Origin of the sequence: uncultured Williamsia sp. (assembly GCF_947494875.1) — a bacterium.
Taxonomy (GTDB): domain Bacteria; phylum Actinomycetota; class Actinomycetes; order Mycobacteriales; family Mycobacteriaceae; genus Williamsia_A.
Window position 1 is genome coordinate 94,458 of record NZ_CANLWM010000001.1, and the last position, 21,356, is coordinate 115,813.

23 protein-coding genes are annotated in these 21,356 nt (G+C 69.9%); 14 read left to right on the plus strand and 9 right to left on the minus strand.

The window, feature by feature from the left end; genetic code table 11:
- Window positions 1-43: 43 nt before the first annotated feature.
- Both Q1A98_RS00450 and Q1A98_RS00455 read right to left on the minus strand, forming a co-directional pair.
- The gene (locus Q1A98_RS00450) at window positions 44-790 is read right to left on the minus strand and encodes a chromosome condensation regulator (protein ID WP_299569028.1); all 747 of its coding nucleotides are present in this window, start codon (window positions 788-790) and stop codon (window positions 44-46) included.
- A 98-nt stretch (window positions 791-888) separates the two neighbouring features.
- Window positions 889-1,533, minus strand: a complete 645-nt coding sequence (locus Q1A98_RS00455) for a class I SAM-dependent methyltransferase (protein ID WP_299569030.1) — start codon at window positions 1,531-1,533, stop codon at window positions 889-891.
- A gap of 93 nt (window positions 1,534-1,626) precedes the next feature.
- Between Q1A98_RS00455 and Q1A98_RS00460 the strand changes: the two genes are divergently transcribed.
- From Q1A98_RS00460 to Q1A98_RS00470, 3 genes are read left to right on the plus strand one after another with little or no spacing between them, the layout of a single operon-like run.
- Entirely contained in the window at window positions 1,627-3,219 is a 1,593-nt protein-coding gene (locus Q1A98_RS00460; RefSeq protein ID WP_299569032.1) for a carboxyl transferase domain-containing protein, read from the plus strand.
- Window positions 3,220-3,224: 5 nt separating this feature from the next.
- Window positions 3,225-5,213, plus strand: coding sequence for an acetyl-CoA carboxylase biotin carboxylase subunit (locus Q1A98_RS00465; protein ID WP_299569035.1), 1,989 nt, complete (start codon window positions 3,225-3,227; stop codon window positions 5,211-5,213).
- The gene (locus tag Q1A98_RS00470; RefSeq protein WP_299569038.1) at window positions 5,210-6,373 is read left to right on the plus strand and encodes an acyl-CoA dehydrogenase family protein; all 1,164 of its coding nucleotides are present in this window, start codon (window positions 5,210-5,212) and stop codon (window positions 6,371-6,373) included. Before Q1A98_RS00465 ends, Q1A98_RS00470 begins: the two co-directional genes overlap by 4 nt.
- Before the next feature lie 7 nt (window positions 6,374-6,380).
- On the opposite strand, the gene Q1A98_RS00475 is transcribed toward Q1A98_RS00470, so the two are convergent.
- Window positions 6,381-6,878, minus strand: coding sequence for an SRPBCC family protein (locus Q1A98_RS00475; protein ID WP_299569041.1), 498 nt, complete (start codon window positions 6,876-6,878; stop codon window positions 6,381-6,383).
- A 113-nt stretch (window positions 6,879-6,991) separates the two neighbouring features.
- Here Q1A98_RS00475 and Q1A98_RS00480 point away from each other — a divergent pair, with 113 nt between their 5' ends.
- Window positions 6,992-7,744 (plus strand): isocitrate lyase/phosphoenolpyruvate mutase family protein, encoded by a 753-nt coding sequence (locus Q1A98_RS00480; RefSeq protein ID WP_299569043.1) that lies wholly within the window; start codon window positions 6,992-6,994, stop codon window positions 7,742-7,744.
- A 46-nt stretch (window positions 7,745-7,790) separates the two neighbouring features.
- Here the strand turns inward: Q1A98_RS00480 and Q1A98_RS00485 are convergent, their stop codons facing one another.
- Both Q1A98_RS00485 and Q1A98_RS00490 read right to left on the minus strand, forming a co-directional pair.
- Window positions 7,791-8,126, minus strand: coding sequence for an SMR family transporter (locus tag Q1A98_RS00485; protein WP_299569046.1), 336 nt, complete (start codon window positions 8,124-8,126; stop codon window positions 7,791-7,793).
- On the minus strand, window positions 8,126-8,470 hold the full coding sequence (locus tag Q1A98_RS00490; protein WP_299569048.1) for an SMR family transporter: 345 nt from the start codon (window positions 8,468-8,470) through the stop codon (window positions 8,126-8,128). Before Q1A98_RS00490 ends, Q1A98_RS00485 begins: the two co-directional genes overlap by 1 nt.
- A gap of 66 nt (window positions 8,471-8,536) precedes the next feature.
- Here Q1A98_RS00490 and Q1A98_RS00495 point away from each other — a divergent pair, with 66 nt between their 5' ends.
- Window positions 8,537-8,986 carry a YdeI/OmpD-associated family protein gene (locus Q1A98_RS00495; protein ID WP_299569050.1) on the plus strand — a complete coding sequence of 150 codons (450 nt, stop codon included), beginning with the start codon at window positions 8,537-8,539 and terminating at the stop codon, window positions 8,984-8,986.
- Between the two features lies 1 nt (window position 8,987).
- On the opposite strand, the gene Q1A98_RS00500 is transcribed toward Q1A98_RS00495, so the two are convergent.
- Window positions 8,988-9,860: a LysR family transcriptional regulator gene (locus Q1A98_RS00500; RefSeq protein WP_299570455.1), complete on the minus strand. Its 873-nt coding sequence runs from the start codon at window positions 9,858-9,860 to the stop codon at window positions 8,988-8,990.
- Between the two features lie 135 nt (window positions 9,861-9,995).
- Here Q1A98_RS00500 and Q1A98_RS00505 point away from each other — a divergent pair, with 135 nt between their 5' ends.
- Genes Q1A98_RS00505 through Q1A98_RS00525 form a run of 5 tightly spaced genes read left to right on the plus strand, consistent with a single transcriptional unit; the run spans window position 9,996 to window position 15,385 of the window.
- The gene (locus Q1A98_RS00505; RefSeq protein WP_299569053.1) at window positions 9,996-11,180 is read left to right on the plus strand and encodes a CoA transferase; all 1,185 of its coding nucleotides are present in this window, start codon (window positions 9,996-9,998) and stop codon (window positions 11,178-11,180) included.
- A 32-nt stretch (window positions 11,181-11,212) separates the two neighbouring features.
- On the plus strand, window positions 11,213-12,385 hold the full coding sequence (locus tag Q1A98_RS00510; protein ID WP_299569056.1) for an acyl-CoA dehydrogenase family protein: 1,173 nt from the start codon (window positions 11,213-11,215) through the stop codon (window positions 12,383-12,385).
- Window positions 12,386-12,404: 19 nt separating this feature from the next.
- Window positions 12,405-13,580, plus strand: coding sequence for an acyl-CoA dehydrogenase (locus tag Q1A98_RS00515; RefSeq protein WP_299569058.1), 1,176 nt, complete (start codon window positions 12,405-12,407; stop codon window positions 13,578-13,580).
- A gap of 12 nt (window positions 13,581-13,592) precedes the next feature.
- Window positions 13,593-14,492, plus strand: a complete 900-nt coding sequence (locus Q1A98_RS00520) for a hypothetical protein (RefSeq protein ID WP_299569060.1) — start codon at window positions 13,593-13,595, stop codon at window positions 14,490-14,492.
- Window positions 14,489-15,385 (plus strand): 3-hydroxyacyl-CoA dehydrogenase NAD-binding domain-containing protein, encoded by an 897-nt coding sequence (locus Q1A98_RS00525; protein WP_299569062.1) that lies wholly within the window; start codon window positions 14,489-14,491, stop codon window positions 15,383-15,385. The genes Q1A98_RS00520 and Q1A98_RS00525 overlap by 4 nt, the downstream gene beginning before the upstream one ends.
- Window positions 15,386-15,450: 65 nt before the next feature.
- Here Q1A98_RS00525 and Q1A98_RS00530 read toward each other — a convergent pair whose 3' ends face one another.
- Window positions 15,451-15,999: a hypothetical protein gene (locus Q1A98_RS00530; protein ID WP_299569063.1), complete on the minus strand. Its 549-nt coding sequence runs from the start codon at window positions 15,997-15,999 to the stop codon at window positions 15,451-15,453.
- Window positions 16,000-16,524: 525 nt separating this feature from the next.
- Between Q1A98_RS00530 and Q1A98_RS00535 the strand changes: the two genes are divergently transcribed.
- Window positions 16,525-16,656 carry a hypothetical protein gene (locus tag Q1A98_RS00535; RefSeq protein WP_299569064.1) on the plus strand — a complete coding sequence of 44 codons (132 nt, stop codon included), beginning with the start codon at window positions 16,525-16,527 and terminating at the stop codon, window positions 16,654-16,656.
- A gap of 144 nt (window positions 16,657-16,800) precedes the next feature.
- Here Q1A98_RS00535 and Q1A98_RS00540 read toward each other — a convergent pair whose 3' ends face one another.
- Window positions 16,801-17,349, minus strand: coding sequence for a hypothetical protein (locus tag Q1A98_RS00540; RefSeq protein ID WP_299569065.1), 549 nt, complete (start codon window positions 17,347-17,349; stop codon window positions 16,801-16,803).
- A gap of 151 nt (window positions 17,350-17,500) precedes the next feature.
- Between Q1A98_RS00540 and Q1A98_RS00545 the strand changes: the two genes are divergently transcribed.
- The 3 genes from Q1A98_RS00545 to Q1A98_RS00555 all read left to right on the plus strand — a co-directional run bounded on the left by Q1A98_RS00545 (window position 17,501) and on the right by Q1A98_RS00555 (window position 20,457).
- Window positions 17,501-18,538 (plus strand): hypothetical protein, encoded by a 1,038-nt coding sequence (locus Q1A98_RS00545; protein ID WP_299569066.1) that lies wholly within the window; start codon window positions 17,501-17,503, stop codon window positions 18,536-18,538.
- The gene (locus Q1A98_RS00550; RefSeq protein ID WP_299569067.1) at window positions 18,535-19,767 is read left to right on the plus strand and encodes a glycosyltransferase; all 1,233 of its coding nucleotides are present in this window, start codon (window positions 18,535-18,537) and stop codon (window positions 19,765-19,767) included. The genes Q1A98_RS00545 and Q1A98_RS00550 overlap by 4 nt, the downstream gene beginning before the upstream one ends.
- Before the next feature lie 96 nt (window positions 19,768-19,863).
- Window positions 19,864-20,457 (plus strand): hypothetical protein, encoded by a 594-nt coding sequence (locus Q1A98_RS00555; protein WP_299569068.1) that lies wholly within the window; start codon window positions 19,864-19,866, stop codon window positions 20,455-20,457.
- A 36-nt stretch (window positions 20,458-20,493) separates the two neighbouring features.
- Here Q1A98_RS00555 and Q1A98_RS00560 read toward each other — a convergent pair whose 3' ends face one another.
- Window positions 20,494-21,321: a LysR family transcriptional regulator gene (locus tag Q1A98_RS00560; RefSeq protein WP_299569069.1), complete on the minus strand. Its 828-nt coding sequence runs from the start codon at window positions 21,319-21,321 to the stop codon at window positions 20,494-20,496.
- Between the last annotated feature and the right edge of the window lie 35 nt (window positions 21,322-21,356).

Sequence of the window (21,356 nt, forward strand, 5' to 3'; positions counted from 1 at the left end):
CACCAGCCTAGTACGCATGTACGACATTCGTAAGTATGTTCGACTAGATCGGGATTCGAATCCCCGTCCAGCTCTTGACTCGGCATTGCCCGTCGCTGTCCTCACCGGTGCTCACGACGGTTCCATCGGCCAGCAGCCCGAGCGTGTGGCGTGAACCGGCTGCCACCGCGACGAGCCCGCTCCAGGCGTCGACCTCACATTGACCGAACTCGTTGTCGCCCTGCGCCAGTGCGCGCCCGGCCGTCGTCACGGCCACCGAGTGATGGCTGCCGGCGTCGACCTGGATGACGTCCCGCCACCTCTCCACGCCGCAGGCGCCTGATGGCGCATCGCCCGCAGCGACGACATGGCCGTCACCGCGCAGCCCGAGGGTGTGCGTGTATCCCGCTGCTGTGGAGATGATTCCGCGCCACTCGTCGACTTCGCACTGTCCACGACGGTTGTTGCCGACCGCGATCACGGTCCCGTCGACCCGGACCGCGACGGAATGCCAGTCGCCGCACGACACCGAGCGGACGTCGCGCCACGCACTCACATCGCACTGTCCTTCTGCCGCGCGGCCCGTCGCCACCGCGCGACCGTCGGCGAGTACACCGACCGTCGTCCGCCACCCGGCCGCCACTGCGACGACGCCCCGCCACCCCGACACCGCGCACTGCCCGTCCGCGTTCCACCCTGTCGCGATCACCGAACCATCCGACCGCAGACCCACGGTGTGTGAGCGCCCCGTGTTCCGCGCGGCGTGGACGGCGCCCGCGGCGACCGCCACCACGTCGGTCCACGCGCTCACCCGACACTCGCCCGCACCTCCCACGCCGACCGCCACGACGGTTCCGTCCGAGCGGACGCCCACCGAATGCCGCCGACCGGCCGCCAGCACACGACCGGTCACCCCGCCGGCCTCCGCGCGCAGATGATGACCCCGGGTCTCTGCGACGGAGCTTCCGCCGCGAGGTGGACGTCGGCGCACAACTCGAGTCCAGCCTGTGCGGTCATCGCGATCAGCTCGTCGGGCTCGTAGAGCTGTGTTGTCCACGAGACCGGGACGTCGCCGTAGCACCGCGTCCGCTGGACTTCACCCTCGCCACGGTGGGTGGCGATCAGGAGCAGGCCGCCGGGGCGAAGGGCCCCGGCCATCGTCGCGACGACGGTCGGCAGCACGTCGCGGGGCAGGTTGAACCACGACCACCACCCCAGGACACCGCCCAGCGACCCCGGGTCGACGTTTACCTCGGTGACCGAGGCCACCTGGAACGAGATGCCCGGGTACTGCCGGCGGGCATGGTCGATCATGCGCGGCGACAGATCGATGCCGGAGATGTCGACCCCCATGTCGCGCAGGTGCGCGGTCACCCACCCGGGTCCGCAGCCGGCGTCGAGCACAGGGCCGATCCCGCGAACCTGCTCCGCGAACGCGTCGAGCGCCGCGCGCTGCCACGGTCCAGGGTCGCCGACCATCGCCACATAGTTGTCGGCGACGGCGTCGTACGACGCACGCACCGCATCGAGGTCAGCAGGTGGATCGAGGGCCACGTGCCGGACCGTAATCCACGCCTGGACACCCGGCGGCGGCTCCACGTAGGCTGCGATCAGTTATCAGTCATTAACTGAAACGAGGAGGTCGTCGTGCCGGTCGACCGCGCGCACAACCGCGCCGAGCACGAGCGCCTCGTCACCGAGCTCTGCGAGCGCACGGCCACCGCAGCGCTCGGCGGGTCCGAGAAGGCGCGTGAGCGTCACGTCGCCCGCGGCAAGCTGCTCCCCCGCGATCGTGTCGACACCGTCGTCGACCCCGGCAGCCCGTTCCTCGAGCTGTCGCCGCTCGCCGCCACCGACATGTACGACGACTCGTGCCCCGGCGCCGGGATGATCGCCGGCATCGGGCGGGTGTCCGGCCGTGAGTGCATGATCGTCGCCAACGACGCGACGGTGAAGGGCGGCACGTACTACCCGATCAGCGTCAAGAAGCATCTCCGCGCACAGGAGATCGCGGCGGCGAACCGCCTCCCGTGCATCTATCTCGTCGACTCCGGAGGCGCCTTCCTGCCGATGCAGGACGAGGTCTTCCCCGACCGCGACCATTTCGGCCGCATCTTCTTCAACCAGGCGACGATGAGCGCCCGGGGGATCGCGCAGATCGCCGCGGTGCTCGGATCCTGCACGGCCGGTGGGGCGTACGTCCCCGCCATGAGTGACGAGGCCGTGATCGTCGCCGATCAAGGCACCATCTTCCTCGGTGGACCGCCGCTGGTGAAGGCGGCAACCGGCGAGGACGTCACGCCCGAGGAACTCGGCGGCGGGCTGCTGCATTCGCAGACGTCCGGCGTCACCGATCACCTCGCCGCCGACGACCGGGACGCACTGCAGCGCGTGCGGAGCATCGTCGCGACCCTGGGACCACGCGAGCCGTCCCCGTGGGAGGTGCACGAGACACATTCTCCCGCGGCCGATCCCGACGAGCTCTACGACGTCGTCCCCGTCGACCTGCGCACCCCCTACGACGTCCGCGAGGTCATCTCCCGACTCGTGGACGGCCGGCCCGACGGCAGCTCGTCGTTCGACGAGTTCAAGGAGCTCTATGGCACCACCCTGGTCACCGGCTTCGCCCGCATCCACGGCCATCCGGTCGGGATCGTCGCGAACAACGGCGTCCTCTTCGCCGAATCAGCACTCAAGGGTGCCCACTTCATCGAGCTGTGTGACAAACGGTCGATCCCACTGTTGTTCCTGCAGAACATCTCCGGGTTCATGGTCGGCCGCGACTACGAGGCCGGTGGCATCGCCAAGCACGGCGCCAAGATGGTCACGGCGGTCGCGTGCGCACGGGTCCCGAAACTGACCGTCGTCATCGGCGGTTCCTACGGCGCCGGGAACTACTCGATGTGCGGCCGGTCGTATTCGCCGCGTTTCCTGTGGATGTGGCCGAACGCCCGTGTGTCCGTCATGGGTGGCGAGCAGGCCGCCTCCGTTCTCGCCACCGTGCGCGGCGACCAGCTCGACGCGGCCGGCAAGCCCTGGTCCGACGACGACGTCGAGGCGTTCAAGGCACCGATCCGCGAGCAGTACGAGCGGCAGGGCAACCCCTACTACTCCACCGCGCGACTCTGGGACGACGGCGTCATCGACCCGCTCGACACCCGCCGCGTGGTCGGGTTGGCCCTCGGGGTCTGCGCCAACGCGCCGCTCGAACCCGTCTCCTACGGCGTCTTCCGGATGTGAGCGCGATGACCCGAGCGATCCGTTCCGTCCTCGTCGCCAACCGCGGCGAGATCGCCGTCCGCGTGATCCGCACCCTGCGCGACATGGGGATCCGTTCGATCGCCGTGTTCAGCGATGCCGACGCGGATGCGCCGCACGTGCACACCGCCGACGACGCCGTCCGCATCGGCCCGCCGCCGGCGCGCGAGAGCTACCTCGACATCGATGCCGTGATCGTTGCGGCCCTCACAACCGGCGCCGACGCGGTCCACCCCGGCTACGGGTTCCTGTCCGAGAACGCCGCTTTCGTCCGCGCCTGTTCCGAGGCGGGCATCGTCTTCATCGGCCCGTCCACCGAGGCGATCGCGGTGATGGGTGACAAGATCACCGCGAAAGCCACTGTCACAGGACACGGCGTGCCCGTCGTCCCGGGCGTCTCGCGCCCCGGCCTCACCGACGACGACCTCATCGCCGCCGCACCCGAGATCGGCTTCCCCGTCCTGGTGAAGCCGTCGGCCGGCGGTGGCGGCAAGGGCATGCGCGTCGTCGAGAACGCCGACGACCTCCCTGCCGCACTCGCCGGTGCGCGCCGCGAGGCGGCCTCGTCGTTCGGCGACGACACCCTGTTCCTCGAGCGATTCGTCCACCGACCCCGGCACATCGAGGTCCAGGTGCTCGCCGACGAGCACGGAACCGTGATCCACCTCGGCGAGCGGGAGTGCAGCCTGCAGCGCCGCCACCAGAAGGTCATCGAGGAGGCACCGTCGCCCCTCCTCGACGCCGAGACCCGGGCCCGCATCGGTGAGGCAGCCTGCGCGACAGCTCGCAGCGTCGGCTACACCGGCGCGGGCACTGTCGAGTTCATCGTCTCGGCCGACGCACCCGACGAGTTCTTCTTCATGGAGATGAACACCCGACTCCAGGTGGAGCACCCGGTCACCGAGTTGGTCACCGGCGTCGACCTCGTCGCCTGGCAGGTGCGCATCGCCCGCGGTGAACCTCTCACGCTCGCCCAGGACGACATCACCCTCACCGGGCACGCCGTCGAGGCACGCGTGTACGCCGAGGACCCCGCAGCCGGCTTCGTCCCCACCGGGGGCACCGTCGCCCGGGCGCAGTTCGCGTCCGGCGTCGGCGTCCGCGTGGACGCGGGGATCGCCGACGGCACCGTCGTCGGCGGCGACTACGACCCGATGCTGGCGAAAGTGATCGCCCACGGCGACACCCGCGTCGAGGCGATCGCGCGCCTCGACGGCGCTCTCGCGGACACATCGCTGCCGGGTATCGGTACCAACATCGACTTCCTGCGGTTCCTGCTCGCCGATGAGGACGTGCGCGCCGGACGACTCGACACCGCACTTCTCGACAGCGTCGCCGGGAACTACGCGCCCACACCGGCTCCCGACGACGTCCTCATCACCCTCGCGGCCGTCGATGTCGCGGCCGGATGGCACGCTTCCGACGACCCCTGGACCCGCCCGGACGGCTGGCGACTCAACGCAGCACCCGCGGCGCGGACCATGCGTCTCGGCGTCGGGGACGCCGTCCGGATCGTCGAGACGCGCGGTGAGCCGCATGCCCTGGCAGTCACGCTCGACGGCGACGAGCACCGCGCGACGGTGGGAGCGGTGAGCGGCTCGCGTGCCGAGGTCACCGTCGACGATCGGCGACGTGTCTACACGGTCGTCACCGACGGCACCACGACGTGGGTCAGTCGGCGTGGCGGCAGCTGGGCTGTGCACCGCGTCGACGACGAACGCAGCGAGAGCGCGAACGCCGTCGCCGGTGACACCGACGTCCGCAGCCCCATGCCGGGCAGTGTGATCGCGCTGCCCGTCGACGCCGGGACGACCGTGGCCGCCGGGACGGTCGTCGCGGTGGTCGAGGCGATGAAGATGGAACATTCGCTCACCGCCGCCGTCGACGGCGTCGTCGACGTCGTCGTGTCGGTGGGCGACCAGGTGAAGGTCGGTGACGTGCTGGCGCATGTCCGGCCGGAGGGAGAACAGACATGAGTGGGTTCCTGAGCACGGAGGATCTCCCCGAGGACTACCGCGACCTGAAGGCCACCGTGGCCGACTTCGCACGCACGGTCGTCGCACCCGTTGCCGCCCAGCACGATCGCGACCACACCTTCCCCTACGAGGTCGTCAAGGGCATGGCCGAGATGGGCCTCTTCGGCCTGCCGTTCCCCGAGGAGTACGGCGGCATGGGTGGCGACTACTTCGCCCTGTGCATCGCGCTGGAGGAGCTGGGCAAGGTCGACCAGAGTGTCGCGATCACGCTGGAGGCCGCGGTCTCGTTGGGTGCCATGCCGATCCACCGCTTCGGCACCGAGGAGCAGAAGCAGGAATGGTTGCCGCGCCTCGCGTCCGGGCAGGCGCTCGGCGGTTTCGGGCTCACTGAGCCCGGCGCGGGCAGCGATGCCGGCGGCACAACCACGACGGCCGTCCTCGACGGTGACGAGTGGGTCATCAACGGGTCGAAGCAGTTCATCACCAACTCCGGCACCGACATCACCGCACTGGTGACGGTCGCCGCGGTGACCGGGACCGACGCCGCCGGCCGCAAGCAGATCTCGACGATCATCGTGCCCAGCGACACACCGGGATTCGAGGTGGGCCCGGCCTACGACAAGGTGGGGTGGAACGCGTCGGACACCCACCCGCTGTCGTTCACCGACGTCCGGGTCCCGCGGGATAACCTGCTCGGCGAGAAGGGTCGCGGCTACGCGAACTTCCTCCGCATCCTCGACGAGGGCCGCATCGCGATCGCAGCGCTCGCCGTCGGTGTTGCCCAGGGGTGTGTCGACGAATGTGTCCGCTACGCGAAGGAGCGCAGCGCATTCGGAAGGCCCATCGGCGACAACCAGTCGGTCGCCTTCACCATCGCGCGGATGCAGGCACGTGCGTACACAGCCCGGACGGCCTACTACGACGCCGCCGCACTCATGCTGGCGGGCAAGCCGTTCAAGCGGCAGGCGTCGATCGCGAAGATGATCGCGTCGGAGGCGGCGATGGACAACGCCCGCGACGGCACCCAGGTGCACGGCGGGTACGGGTTCATGAACGAGTACACCGTGTCGCGGCACTACCGGGACTCGAAGATCCTCGAGATCGGCGAGGGCACCACCGAGGTTCAGCTCATGCTGATCGCCCGCGACCTCGGGCTCTGACCGACGCTCAGCTCCGTGCGGCGATCACTCCGGGAAGTGCGTCGACGAACCGCTGCAGCATCGCGGCGACCACAGGCCGCCCCACGGTCATGCCGAGTTTCGCGACCGGATTCCTCGGCGCCATCGCGGTGATCCACGTCAGTCGGCACCCGGTGGGCGTGCGCTCGAGGCGGTAATCCTCCAGGAACGCCGACAGCATCGACGACGACGTCGCATCGAACCGGAACACCAGGCGATCGCCGCGCTCCCAGACCAGGAACTTCTCGAACCCGGTCAGCCCGGCGACCATCTTCACGGTCCGCTCGGAGCCGACGCCATACGGTTCGCCGGACGTCCACCGCGCGTGGCGGACCACCTTCGCCCACCGCGGGAGCGCGTCGGCGTCGACGAGGACGTCGAAGACGGTCTCGGGTGTCGCGTCGATGTCGACAGCGCTCTCGAACCGCACCGGTGCCCGCGCGGCCCAGTCGGCGTCGACCTTGTCGAACTCATGTCGTGTGGCCATGGGCTCATGGTTCCCGCCACCTCGCAGCACGAGAAGGGCCTCCCCGGAGAACGATCGTTCCCACGGACTGGGACGGGCGGAATGACCAGCGGAGAACGACCGTTATCCGCGGCATGACAAATCTCGGTGACAAGGCGACAACCCTCCTCCAACTGCACAAGCCCGGTGATCCGGTGATCCTCCCGACCGTGTGGGACGCCTGGTCGGCGAACCTCGCGGTCCAGGCGGGCTTCACGGCCCTCACCGTCGGCAGCCACCCGATCTCCGACTCCATCGGCAAGCCCGACAACGAGGGCCTGACCTTTGACGAGGTGCTCACCCGCATCCGTCAGATCACCGCGGCCGTCGACGTGCCGATCTCCGTCGACATCGAGAGCGGCTACGGCGAGGACCCGAAGCGACTGATCGAGGGTCTGATCGACGCCGGCGCCGTCGGCTTGAACATCGAGGACACCGTGCACAGCGAGGGCGGCCGTCTGCGCGAGGCCCAGGAGCACGCGGATTTCGTCGGCGCCCTGCGCGCTGCGTCCGACGCGACTGACGTCCACGTGGTGATCAACGCCCGCACCGATCTGTTCGTGAAGCAGGTCGGCGACGAGTCCGATCGGGTGCAGCGCGCGATCGAGCGCCTGAACCTGGCCGCGCAGGCGGGCGCGGACGTGCTCTACCCGGTCGGGTTCCACAGCGACGAGGACCAGAAGCGCCTCACCAGCGAACTCACTCTGCCGGTCAACGCGATCGGCCACCCCGCGAAGAACGACAAGGCGTCGCTCGCCGCGCTGGGCGTCGCCCGGGTCAGCTTCGGCCCGCTCCTGCAGGCGACCCTCGCCGAGCGTGCGACGGAGCTGCTGAACCGCTGGAACTGACTCCGACATGGCCGGGGCGGCGGTGGACGCGACCACGCCCCCCGGCTCACGGTGATTGCACGAACCTCGGCGCGCCGAGTTCGATCGCGAGGACTCCCACGACGATCAGCACGATGCCCGCGATCATGCGGCGCGTCAGGGGCTCGGAGAACAGGAAGCGCGATGCGACGGCCGTCAGCGCCACACCGGCCGCTGCCCAGATGCCGTAGGCGACGCCGAGCGCGAGACCCGCACGCAGGGTCCAGACGAGTCCGAGGAACGACACGACGTAGCCGACCGCGACACCGATGTAGAACGCGCGGTGCCCGGTGGCCGCCGCGCCCAGCGCGAGCGTGCCGAGAACCTCCGACACGATCGCCAAGACGAGGAACAGGTACGCCATCACCGATCGCCGTCCGGCGCGACGGGGTCGTGGCGGGACCCCGTCTCGACGAGGAGGACGCCGCCGATGACGAGGACGATGCCGCCGATCATCACCGGGGTGAGACGCTCCCCGAAGACGAGCCAGGCGAACACCGCGGTCAGTGCGACGCCCGCTGCACCCCAGATGCCATAGGCGACACCCAGCGCGAGACCGCGTCTCAACACCACGGTGAGGCACACGAACGCGGCGGCGTACCCCACCACGACGACGACATACAGGGCCGGATGCGACTGCGACCCCTTCAACGACAGCGTCGCCGCGACCTCGGCGAGGATCGCGCCGAGCAGGATCAGCCAGGTCATCTCGTGACTCCACCATCTCCGGCGTAATCGCACCAGGCCGCCCCGCGCTCACTACGCTCCTGGGCCATGGGTGACTCCGGGCTCCGGCTGACCGTCGAACTCCAAAAGCGCGGTCCCGCCGCGGCGATCGTGCTCAGCGACGACCAGGTCGCCTCGCTCGGGTCGACGAAGACGCCGGCGGTCCGGTTCACCATCAACGGCCAGACCGTCGAGGGTCGCGTCGGCCGGATGGGCGGGGAGAACCTGCTGGGGCTGAACAAAGCCGTCCGCACCCAACTCGGCGTCGAGGCCGGCGACACCGTCGACGTGGTGATCGAGCCCGACGCCGCGCCGCGCGAGGTGACAGTGCCCGACGACCTCGCCGCCGCACTCGATTCCGAGCCCGGACTGCGCGCGGCGTTCGACGCACTCGCCCCGTCCCGCCGCAAGGAACACGCACGATCGGTCGCCGACGCCAAGAAGCCAGAGACGCGAGAGCGCCGCATCGCAGCTGTACTCGCCGCCGTGCGCGGCTGACTCAGTCGGGCCGCGCGTCGGCCGTACCGAGAACGGCCGCAACGGGATCGAGCCATGTGTCGGAGCTACGACGCAGCAGGTAGGTCGTCAGTGTCTCGTGCATGTCGTCGACGGGCAGCACCGCGTACTCACCACGGTCGATCGACGCGACGAGCTCGGACTCCATCGGCAGGATGGTGAACGCGGCGGCACCGCGGAGAAAGATCAGCATCCCGGTCAGGTCGCTGAACTGGGCGTCGGTGTCGATCACGGCGCCGACCGCCGCCAGCCGATCCGTCCGCCCCGCGCCGAGGTCCCAGTGCCGCGGCCCCTGGATGTACCGCATTCCCCTCAGGTCGTCGGTCGAGAGCGACGTCCGGCCGGGGAACCGGGATGCGTCGACGACGGCCCCGAGCGGCTCGCTGTAGAGCACGCGCGACGACAGCGTCGGGTGGGTCGTCCCGACGTGCGCGATGGCGACGTCGATGGACGAGCTGAGCAGCGCCGACTCCATCTCCAACGACGGCATCTGGCGGAGCGTGACCGCCCACTGCGACTCCAGGTCGCGGATCGCGTCGCCGAGCGCGCGGCGGTGGCGGGGGTTCAACACGTCGGGGACGGCCAGCCGGACCTGCTCGCGCACAGCGCCCTGACCGACGAGCCGGGGGATGGCGTCGAAGTCGGACACCACCGACGTCGCCAGCGGCAGCAGCGCCTCACCGGCAGCCGTCAGCCGCGTGTGGTGGGTGGACCGGTCGAACAGCGTCGTCCCCAGCTCGTGCTCGAGCGTGCGGATCCGCTGACTCAGCGGAGGCACCGACATGTTCAGGGACTTCGCCGCACGGGTGAAGTTCAGTTCCCGCGCGACGGCGAGGAAGTACCGCAGGTGGTGCATCTCCACCGGTCACACGCTACGCCCGGTGTTATCGCTGTGGACATACCGTCCTGAGGGCATCGGACATTCCTTTACCCCTAGTAACTACCTACCGTCGAAGACAGAGACAGGAACACGACCGACGAAGGAGCGCACATGACCGTGCAGCAGACCACCGAGACCGAGGCCACCGGGCCGCTCGCAGGGGTGACCGTCGTCGACATCTCGACCGTCGTCATGGGGCCCTACGCCACCCAGATCCTCGGCGACTTCGGTGCCGACGTCATCCGCATCGAGCCCCCGTTCGACACCGCCCGCACCTCGCCGGCGAACACCGGCCGCAACCCGGGCATGGCGCCGCTGTACATGCAGGTGAACCGCAACAAGCGCAGCGTCGCACTGAACCTCAAGGATCCGGAGGGTCTCGCCGACCTGTTCGCGATCCTCGCCGACGCCGACGTACTCGTCACCAACATGCGGGCCGGCGCGCTCGGACGTCTCGGTCTCGACTACGACGCGGTCCACGAGCGCTTCCCCCACCTGATCTACGCGCACGCACAGGGTTTCGCGCCGCAGTCGTCGCAGGGCAACCGCCCCGCCTACGACGAGGTGATCCAGGCCGTGTCCGGTCTGGTGAGCCTGCAGGACCGCGCGGGTGACTCGCTGCAGTTCATGCCGACCTTCATCGCCGACAAGACCGCCGCGCTCTACCTGCTCAACGGCATCCTCGCCGCGCTCTACCACCAGCAGCGCACCGGTGAGGGCCAGCATGTCGCGCTCGCCATGGCCGACGCCATGATCGCCGTGAACCTGGTGGAGCACATGGCCGGTGACGTCTTCGTCCCCGCCGCGGGTGACGTCGGCAACCCGCTGAGCCTCACCGGAGCGCACGCCGCCATGCGCACCAAGGACGGCGGCGCGATCGCCGCGGTGCCGTACACCAACGAGGCCGTCCGCAAGCTGCTCATCGGCGCCGGCCTCGACGCCGACGCCGCCGATCCCGCCTGGGACTCCCCCACCATCGACCGCCCGGTGTTCACCGCCGGCATCGAGAAGGTCCTCGCCCACTCGACGAACAAGACCACCGCGGAGTGGGAGGAGTACCTCACCGCCAACGACATGCCCTACGGCGTCGTCGTCGACATCGCAGACCTACCCCAGGACCCGTACGTCCAGGAGATGGGCCTGATCTCCGAGGTCGAGCACCCCACCGAGGGGACCATCCGCGTGATCGCGAACCCGCTGCACTTCTCGGCCACGCCCACCTCGTACCGCCGCCATGCCGAGCGCGCCGGAGCCAGCACCGACGAGGTGCTCGACGGCGTCCGTGCACACGCCTGAACCACACTGCCCGACAAGCAAGGGAGAGAACCATGGACCTCGAACTCTCGAGTGCCGACATCGAGTTCCGCGACAGCCTGCGCGAGGTGTTCCTCGGGGAGATCCCCGCCGACATCCGCCGCCGCAGCGCGCTGAACCAGACCACCCACGACGACATCGTGACCAGCCAGCGGATCCTCAACCGCCACGGACTGGCCGTCCCGCACTGGCCCACGGAGTGGGGCGGTAAAGACTGGACCGCGACGCAGTCGCACATCTACGGCTCGGAGATGCAGCGCGCCGGTGTCCCACAACCGTTGGCGTTCAACGTGTCGATGGTCGGACCCATCATCGCCGAGTTCGGCTCGCAGGAGCAGAAGGAGAAGTTCCTCCCCTCCACGGCGAACCTCGACATCTGGTGGTCGCAGGGATTCTCCGAGCCGGAGGCCGGCTCCGACCTCGCCTCGCTGAAGACCACAGCCCGCCGCGACGGTGACCACTACGTCCTCAACGGCCAGAAGACCTGGACGACGTTGGGCCAGTACGGCGACTGGATGTTCGTCCTCGCCCGTACGAACCCCGATGCGCCGCGCAAGCAGCAGGGCATCTCGTTTCTCCTGCTCGACCTGACCACGCCCGGAATCGAGCGCCGCCCGATCCGCCTGTTCGACGGCAGCGCCGAGGTCAACGAGTTCTTCTTCGACGACGTCGTGATCCCCGCCGAGAACCTCGTCGGCGAGGAGAACAAGGGCTGGAGCTACGCCAAGTTCCTGCTCGGCAACGAGCGCAACAGCATCGCGCAGGTCGGCACCGCGCAGCGGATCTACGCCGACCTCGCCGCGGCTGCGTCCGAGACCGACACCGGCGTCGGCACTCTCGCCGACGATCCCGCGTTCCGCGGCTCGATGCACTCCCTGAAGACACGGCTGCTGGCCCTCGAGGCCACCCAGCTGCGAGTCACCGGTGCATCCGAGCACGGTCAGGCCAGCCCCGTCTCGTCGCTGCTGAAGATGGAGGGCACCCAGACCCTCCAGGAGCTCACCCGACTGCGTATGTCCGCCGCCGGGTCCGACGGTGCGATCGTGTCCGCCGAGGGCGACCTCGTCGCCGATCCCGCCGCCACCGCGTCGGCCGCGCAGTACCTCAATCTGCGCAAGCTGTCGATCTTCGGCGGTTCCAACGAGATCCAGCGCGGCGTCATCGCCAAGACCATCCTCGGACTCTGAGGCAAGGAGTAGTAGAAACATGAACCTCGACCTGAACGACGACCAGCAACTCCTCTTCGAGACCGTCGACTCCGCCGTCGGCCGCGACTACACCATGGGCGGCCGCGCGAGCGCGACGTCGTCCGACCTGGGCTGGAACGCCCGCACCTGGTCCACCCTCACCGAACTGGGCCTGACCGGCCTGACCATCGACGAGGACCACGGCGGCGTCGGCGCCGGACCGGTGGAGCTCTACGCGAGCCTGCAGGCCATCGGCCGGCACGCCGCCACCGAACCGCTGCTCGACGGTGTCGCGCTGCCCGGCTGGCTGATCACCGATCTCGGAACCGCCACCCAGGCGAAGGAACTGCTCGGCGCTCTGGCCGCCGGCGAGACGACCATCGCGGTCGCCCACGCCGAACCCGGCCACGCGTGGGATGCCGCCCCGGCCTCCACGGTCACCGTCGCCGACGACGGCAGCGTCACCGTGTCCGGTGTGAAAGCACCCGTCGCCCATGCTGATCAGGCATCGCACCTGCTGGTGACGGCGGTCGACGCCGACGGTCGGACACAGGTCGCCGTCGTCGAGTCCGGCGCGACCGGCGTCCGCCGGGCCGACGGCCGTACCGCCGACTGGACCCACGCCTCGCAGGTGACGTTCACCGACGCCGCCGGCGTGCTTCTCGGGGACGGCACCTCCGACGCCGCGACCGCACTGCGGACCGCGTTCGCGAAGGCCCGCATCGCCCTCACCGGTGAGGCCGTCGGCCTGATGGAGTCCGGCCTGCAGATGACGGTCGAGTACCTCAAGTCCCGCAGGCAGTTCGGTGTCCCGCTGTCGACGTTCCAGGCGCTGGTCCACCGCGCCGCCGACCTCTACGCACAGGTCGAGCTGGCCCGGTCGATGGCGCTGCGCGCGACTGCGGTCGCCGAGGCCGTTGCGGCCGGCAGCACCGACGCGGCGATCCTGCCGGAGACGGCCGATGACGCCTTCGTCTTCGTCGCGGACGCCGCGCTGGGTGTCGCCGAGGAGACAGTGCAGTTGCACGGCGGCATCGGCATGACGTACGAGTCGGAGATCGGCCACCACGCTGCACGTCTCGTGGGGCTCACCGCAGCGTTCGGTGGCGTCGACGCGGCCCGTCGGCGTGCGATCACGTCCGACACCGTGCTCGAGGCGCCGAGCGCACTGCTCAACAACGCCGACGCCGCCTGAGAGGAGCTCGCCGTGTTCGACCATCTGCTCGTGCTCGACATCGTCGCCGGCGTCGTCCGGCGGATCGACCTCGACGGGACCGTCAGCACCGTCGTCGCGGACACCGGTCCCGCGCCCGACGGGATCGTCCACGACCCGGCAGGCGACCGCATCTTCTGGACGCTGATGGGTCAGCCCACCGGCCGTGACTTCTCCGCCCGCACAGGTGGATTGCGATCTGCCCGGACCGACGGTTCGGACATCACAACCGTCCTCGCCGACGGTGCGATCACCACCGGCAAGCAGCTCGACCTCGCCGACGGCCACCTGTACTGGTCGGACCGCGAGGGCGGGCGCGTCACCCGCGCAGCGCTGGACGGGAGCGACGTCACCGACCTCGTCGTCCGACCACGTGATCCGGCGACCGGTCTCGTGGACATCCACGATCAGTGCGTCGGCATCGCCGTCGACGTCGCGGGCGGATTCCTCTACTGGACGCAGAAGGGTCCAGCGAAAGGCGATGCAGGACGGATCTTCCGGGCCGGTGTCCACATCCCCGACGGCGAGACCGCAGAGACCCGCACCGACATCGAGACGGTGTGGTCCGACCTTCCCGAGCCGATCGACCTGTGGCTCGACCCTGCGTCGTCGACCCTGTTCTGGACCGACCGTGGCGCGCCGCCGTTCGGCAACACGCTGAACAGCGCACCCGTCCCCGCCGTCGGCGACCCCGGCGTCGAGCCGACCGTTCTTGCGAAGGACTTCGCCGAGGCCATCGGTCTCGCCGTCGACACCGACAGTGGGATCGCCTACGTGACCGCACTCGACGGCACCGTGCACGCCGTGCCGATCCGACCCGACGCTCCCGCCGAGCGGGTGGTGGCGTCGGTGTCCGGCAGTGCGTTCACCGGCATCGTGGGGGTGGCGTCATGACCCGGATCGCGATCGTCGGTGCCGGTGTCATCGGCCTCTCCTGGGCGCGTCTCGCGCGCGAGCACGGCTGGACCGTCGCGATCACCGATCCTCGGCCCGATCTCGTCGAGATCGTGGCGGCCGAGTTCGGTGAGGACCCGCAGGTCCGCGTGACGAGTGACCTCGCCGACGCCGTCCGCGACGCCGATCTGGTCCAGGAGAACGGGCCCGAGCGTCTCCCGGTCAAGCAGCGGCTGTTCGCCGAGATCGGTGCGGCCGCACCCGCTGATGCAGTTCTGGCCACATCGAGTTCGTCGATCACCGCGTCAGAGATCGCCACCGATCTCGACGCCGGCGTCGCAGAGCGACTGCTGGTCGGGCACCCGTTCAACCCGCCGGAGCTCATGCCGCTCGTCGAGGTTCTGCCCGGCGCCCGGACCGCGTCGACCACCACTGACCGCGCTGTCGAGCTGTACCGCGCGCTGGATCGGGAACCGGTCGTCATCGCCCGGGAGATGCCCGGGTTCGTCGCGAACCGACTGCAGGGAGCCATCTCTCGCGAGGCGCGGTATCTCGTGCAACAGGGCGTGGTGTCGCCGGGCGACCTCGACACCATCCTGCGGAACTCACTCGGCCTGCGCTGGGCGACCATCGGACTGTTCGAGGGCAACGTCCTCGGCGGCGGGCCCGGCGGCATCCGTCACCTCATCGAGGGTGTCGGAGCACAGACCGGCGGGATCGAATTCGGCGTCCCCGCCACGGATCGCGCGTCGATGGAGGCGCTGATCGAGTCCGTCGAGGACACCTACGGCTCAGGTCAGGACGTCTACGACGCCCTCGCGGCACGTCGGGACCGTCGGACGCGGGCCGTGCTCGCCGCGCTGGCCGACACGGACGAAGCCACAACGCCCTGACGGTTGTCCCGGCACTGCTGGACGGGTGACGCCGCCCGGCCTCGGTGGACCGGGCGGCGCGGCACCTACCTCCCGCCGGTGGGACCACCCAGTGCCCGTGGGCGCGGGATCCCGCTGTCGAAGAGCTGCCGTGCCTCGCCGGGCGAGATGTCAGACCAGCCACCCTGAACGGTGAGTTGGGCGGCGCCGAGCCCACCACTCCGCAACGTGCGCTTCTGATAGTCGAAGCGATAGGTGGTCTCGGTCCAGGTGTTCCCTGCCGCATCCCGGACCTGACGCTGCCCGGTGGGGGTTGCCGACGAGATCCGCACCTGTGTCCCGGCCTGCCCCGTCACCTCGACACCCTTGAGCTTCCGCGGCGCGCCGGAGATGTCATCCGGCGCCGATCCCGCGGGGATCTGCACCCGGCCCCGGCCGAGCTTGAACTGCTGCCCGTACGCCCCGACACCGGGGTCCGGCCCCCAGGATGAGGTCCTCTCACCGGGAGCGGGGAAGCTGACCGCAGAGGCCGGCGCGTTGTCCGTGCCTGGTGTGTAACGCCGCGTGTAGTCGGGCGCCCCGTGCGAGTCGTCCGGTAACGCCACAGTGCTGGGGAGCCCCTGGGGACTCGTCACCGAACCGAGCCGTGTGACCGCCGGGAGTTCACGCGCCCGGCCGGGCGCACTCTCATGCGGCGCCGCGGTCGGTTGCGTGTCCGTCGCGAGTTCACCGCGCGGAGTCAGCGTCTGCGCGGGTTGCTGCGTCGCGCCGGGTGCGGAACGGGTCGAGGCGCCGCCCCCGGCAACCGAGATCGACGGCGATCCGCTGCCGGGGTGCGTCGCGGTCGACGTGGACCCCGTGGGAGCGCTGTCGCGAAAGTCCGCACGCCCGCCGTTCGTCTGTGCATCAGGTGACGACGAGACGTCCCCGGGACGTGTCTTGTGCGCGCCAAGGTCGGGTTCGGCCCCGCTGCGGGCGCGGTCGTCGTTGAACGACCTGTCACCTGGACTGGTCTTGTTCGGGCCGCGGTTCTGTTCGTACTGCGATGACCACCTCGTGTTCGCCGACCGGGATGTGCTCGTGTGCGATCCGCGGCCAGTGCTGCCCTGCGAGGCGCCGCCGGTTGTCTTCTGGGGTGTGGCCTTGTGAGGACCACGATCGTGGGTGCTGCTCGAACCGGACGCAGTGCTGGTCGGTTTCGCATCAGCGACACCGACGCCTCCGTGTACGACACCCACCAGGACCGCGGCGGCGGCGATCGCGCCGGCGCCGCCGACCCTCACATGGTGTGACACGTTCATCATCTCGACTCACCTCTCGTTTCCTTGAGCGCCCGCATGACAGTCCATGCGGGTCGAGCTCTTGGATGCGATCGGCCCCGAGAAAGTTCCCGACAGCGGATTCCGACTCGACGGAGTGCGGCCAGGTTGCGTGACTCAGACCTGCGGGCCCCGCGCCCGGAGATCGTCCACGGAGTCCATCGCCTTCCGCAGTTCCGCGAGCCACGCCTCGGTGTGTTCGCCGACGAGCTTGACCGACCAGGCCACCGCGTCGGCGCGCGAGCGCGCGACCCCCGCGTCGACGAGGGTGTCGAGGACCTTCCGCTCGGACTGACGGAGACGGGTCATCACCGGAACAGCGAGGTGCGTGAACATGATTCGTTCGTCACCGATCCGCACACCCCACGACACCGTGCGCCCGTAGCGCGCCTGCGCCTCGTCGGCGATGGCCATCCGCTGCGCGCGTGTGTCCTCGCGAAACCGCGACGCACGCCCCTGCGCGGCTGGGATGCCGTCGGCGTCGGGAGCGGTCAACGTTCCCACCACCGTGATCTCGTCACGATCGACGACGACCTCGGGGGCGCCGTCGAACCAGTCGTCGGGCAGACGACCGACGAACCACGCCGAGGCGTCGCCCGCATCCGGCAGTTCTGCCTGCTGCCACCCACCGCGACGACCTCCGCCGCGAATCTGTTGCTTGGTCATGATTGCTCCTTCGTTGCGTGATTACATAATTACACGCTTACTTGGTAAGCAAAGTCGCGTTCGCTCGCGGCAGACATCCGCGCCGGCGGATCTCGCGCTGCGGAATCGCACATGCCGAAATATTCTTCCCACCGTCTATTCGCGAAGGTGAATGTCCAGTTCGGGGAAGTCCATGTCGCGGTTGTTCATTCTCGTCACCGCGGTGGCGCTGGTGTGTCTGACCGGCGTGTCCACCGCCTCGGCGGCGCCCACCGACGTCGTCGGCACGGCGTCCCGCGATCTCGCGCGGTCCGGCCCGTACGACGTCGCCTCGACGGCACAGATCGTCCCGTGCTCCGGACCGGGCGCAGCCGCCCAGAACGCCGACGCCCGGCGGCAGGGTGCGCGAACCCCGTTGCAGTGCACGTCGACCGCGCCGATCCTCGGCGGGCCGGAGACGAGTGTCGACTATTGGTATCCGACCGTCGCGGGCCCGCGACCGCTCGTCGTGTTCGTCCCCGGCGACGGGGCGAACCCCGGCTACTTCGCCGCTCTGGCCCGTCACTGGGCGAGCTTCGGTTTCGTCGTCGCGATCGCGATGATCCGACATGAGGTGCTGCCGCAGAGCTCGTTCCTCGGCGTCCGGCGAGCTGTCGCCGCGAGTCGGGATCCGCGATCACCGCTCTTCGGGCGGATCGACGACCGATCGGTGATCTTGGCCGGGCACTCCGCCGGCGCGACGAAGGCCGTCGAGGCGGCCGGTCTCGTCACCGCTGCACAGCGCGGACTGCCCGTCCCGAACGACCTCCGGCTGCCGACCGGAACGGCTCTGCGCGCAGTGCTCGCGGTGCAACCCGACATCCACATCGTCACCGCGGGCGTCGACGTCCCGACGTTCACCGTGACCGGCGACGCCGACGAGACCTCCCGGCCCGGACTCGTCGGGGCCCTCGTGTACGACCGGGTCACGGGCCCGGCATGGTTCGCCGTCGCGCGCGGGGCATCGCATCTGGTCACGGTCGATCCCGTCGACACCATCCCGTTCACCCGCGCCGTCGTCGCGTTCCTGCTGGCGACCACCGGTGACGCGACTGGGTGTCGCGCGTTCGTCGGTCCGGGCTGGGCACTCCGCGCCGATCCGACATTCGTCCGCACAATCCGCAACGGCGCCGCGGTGTCGACGGGCTGCCCGATCGGAGGAGCACGATGACCCGGATCCTCGCGATGACGTCACCCGCCCGCGGCCTGCTCTACCCGATCGTCGAGACGGCCCTGACCCTGCGAGCTCGCGGCCACGACGTCCACATCGTGACGATCGCCGACGAGGTGCCGCTGCTGCGCACCCTCGGGCTCGGTGCGTCGCCGCTGCCGACCGACCTCGAACACGCCGTGCCCGGGGACCAGCACGGTGGGTCGCGGAGCGTCCGAGCGCTCACCGACCGCCTCGTGGCACGCGCCGACGCCGAGTTCACCCACCTCACGGCGTCGATCGCCAGGCACGCACCCGATGTGGTGATGGCCGACGTCTCCGCGACCGGCGCACACCTCGCGGCCGAGGCGTCCGGACTGCCCTGGGGTGTGTGGAGCCCGACCTTCGTCCCGCTCCGCGGCGACGGCCCTCCGCCCGGTCTGGGCCTGCGCGTCCGCCCGGGGCCGGTGTGGCGCGCTCGCGACGCCGCGCTCGGCGCGATCGCCCGCGGCGTCTGGGACCGCACCTTCCTGCGACCGCTCAACGACCTGCGCGCCCGCCACGGACTCGCTCCCGTCGCGCACACCGAGGACATCATCGCCGCGGCCCCACTGGTGCTCAGCCTGTTGGGACCGCCGTTGCAGAACCCGTCGCCGTCGTGGCCCACATCGGTGGTCACCGTCGGGCCGTCGCTGTGGGGTCCTCCCGCCGACCCGGATCCGCGGATCGACGCCGTCGACGGACCGATCGCGATGGTCACCTGCTCGACGGAGGTCCAGGACGACGCGGTCCTCGCCCACACCGCGCTCGACGCACTCGCCGGCAGCGACCTGCACACCGTCGTGACGACCGGGGCCCACGATCCCGACGGCTTCCTCGGTCATCCCCGCGCCACCGTGGCTCGGCTGCTTCCGCACCATCAACTACTCGCCCGTGCAGAGGTCGTCATCACCCACGGCGGTCTCGGCATCACGCAGAAGGCGCTCGCCCGCGGGGTGCCGCTCGTCGTCGTGCCGTTCGGCCGTGACCAGCGCGACGTCGCCGTCCGCGTCGAGGCCGCCGGCGTCGGAGTCCGCCTCGTCCCCCGATCGCTGACCGCCGACACCCTCCGCGACGCCGTCGACCGTGCCCGGGCGCTGCGGCCCCGCGTCGAGGAGGTCGCGGCGGAGATGGACGCGAACACTTCGGCCCGACGGTCCGCCGACGCGATCGAGGACCTCGCCGGTGCACGGTCCCGACGGGTCGCCTGAGCGCACACATCCCGGGAGACCGCGTGGCCGATCCGGACATCGCCTACCCTCGACAGGAGCACAGTGGCACCACCGTTTCTCCAGGAGAGCGAGTCCATGTCCGGCGATCAGCGTCCGCCCACGCGGAGGGTTCCCTCCCGTAGATCCGTCGCACGCACGGACCGGGGTCGTCGACATCCTCTCGAGCGCGACATCGACATCCGCGAGCGACGACTCCAGCTGCTGCTCGGGTTCGTCGGTCTGCTGATGCTCCCTCTCGCGATCGTGCCCGGCATCGTCATCTGGGCCTCTCAGGACGACGCGCCTGCACCTGTCATCACGATGGTCAACGCGACCACGGACACCACGTCTCCGCCGGTCACCCCGATCGCCTCGACCCTCGGCCGCGACGACATCAACACGGTCGTCGCCCACTGGGACTTCGACGGCCAGAAGCACACCGGACGCATCACGGTGCCGCCGGGAACGCAGGCCGGCAGCAAGTTGCTGCTCACCGTCGACGACAAGGGCGAACCCACTCCTCCGCTCCCGCTCCGCGCGGACTCCAGCGTGACCGGCGTGGCCGTCGCCGTCGTGCTCGTCGGACTGGTGATCGCGATGTATCTCGCGCTCCGGGCGCTCATCACCAGCCGCTGCGACCGCGCCCGCATGGACGGCTGGGACGACGCACTCACGCGTCTGCTGAACTGATCGGCGTCCCGTGGAGAGGCGCACCGCCATTCGTCTTCAGCGACGTCCGTCGCTGACCGCCGTGCGCAGAACCGACAGGACCGCGGACCTGATGCGCGCGTCGACGCGATCGCTGGTCGCCGCGTAGAGGGTGATGTCGGGGATCGACGGCAGTCCGCGGACCTCACGGAGTCCCTCGGGAGGCGGGCCGATCCGCGGCAGGGGCGTCATCCCGACACCGGCGCGCGCAGCGCTCAGGACCGAGGTGTGATTCACACATTCCGTGGCGACCCGATGGCCGCGGCTCCCGAGTGACGCGACCGCCTGATGACGGATCGCGCAGGGCGGCGCGAACAACACGAGCTCCTCTCGCGGGGTGGTATCGGTCGCGAACCACTGCAATGCGATCGGGGCGATGGCGACGCTGCCCCGTGCGGGGCGGGTGAGCATGAGAGCGATGTCGGCGCGAGCCTCGTGGACGAGGTCGCGGACGTGCGCGCTCCGGGTCAGCCGCAGTCGCACCGACCGGCCGGGCAGCCTGTCGTGGAGCAGCGCGACGACCGTCGGCACGAGGAACTCGGCGGCGTGCTCGGTTGCGGCGACGAGGATCTCGTCGGCATCCAGCGGCATGATCGCGTGTAGTGCGTCGTCGTGCCGTGTGACGATGTCGCGCGCCCGGATCGCGAGTTCCTCGCCGTCACTGGTGAGCACGATCCCCCTCCCCTGGGGGATGACGAGGCGGCATCCGAGTTCCCTCTCGAGCTTGCGGATGTGCCCGGACACCGCAGCCGGGGACAGGTGCAGAGTCTGCGCGGCCCGTCGGACACCCGAGAACGCGACGACCGCCGCGAAGCTGCGCAGTGGGGTGATGTCCAACGTCGGCACCGACCGAGACTATTCGATCGTTCGTGATCCGTGAA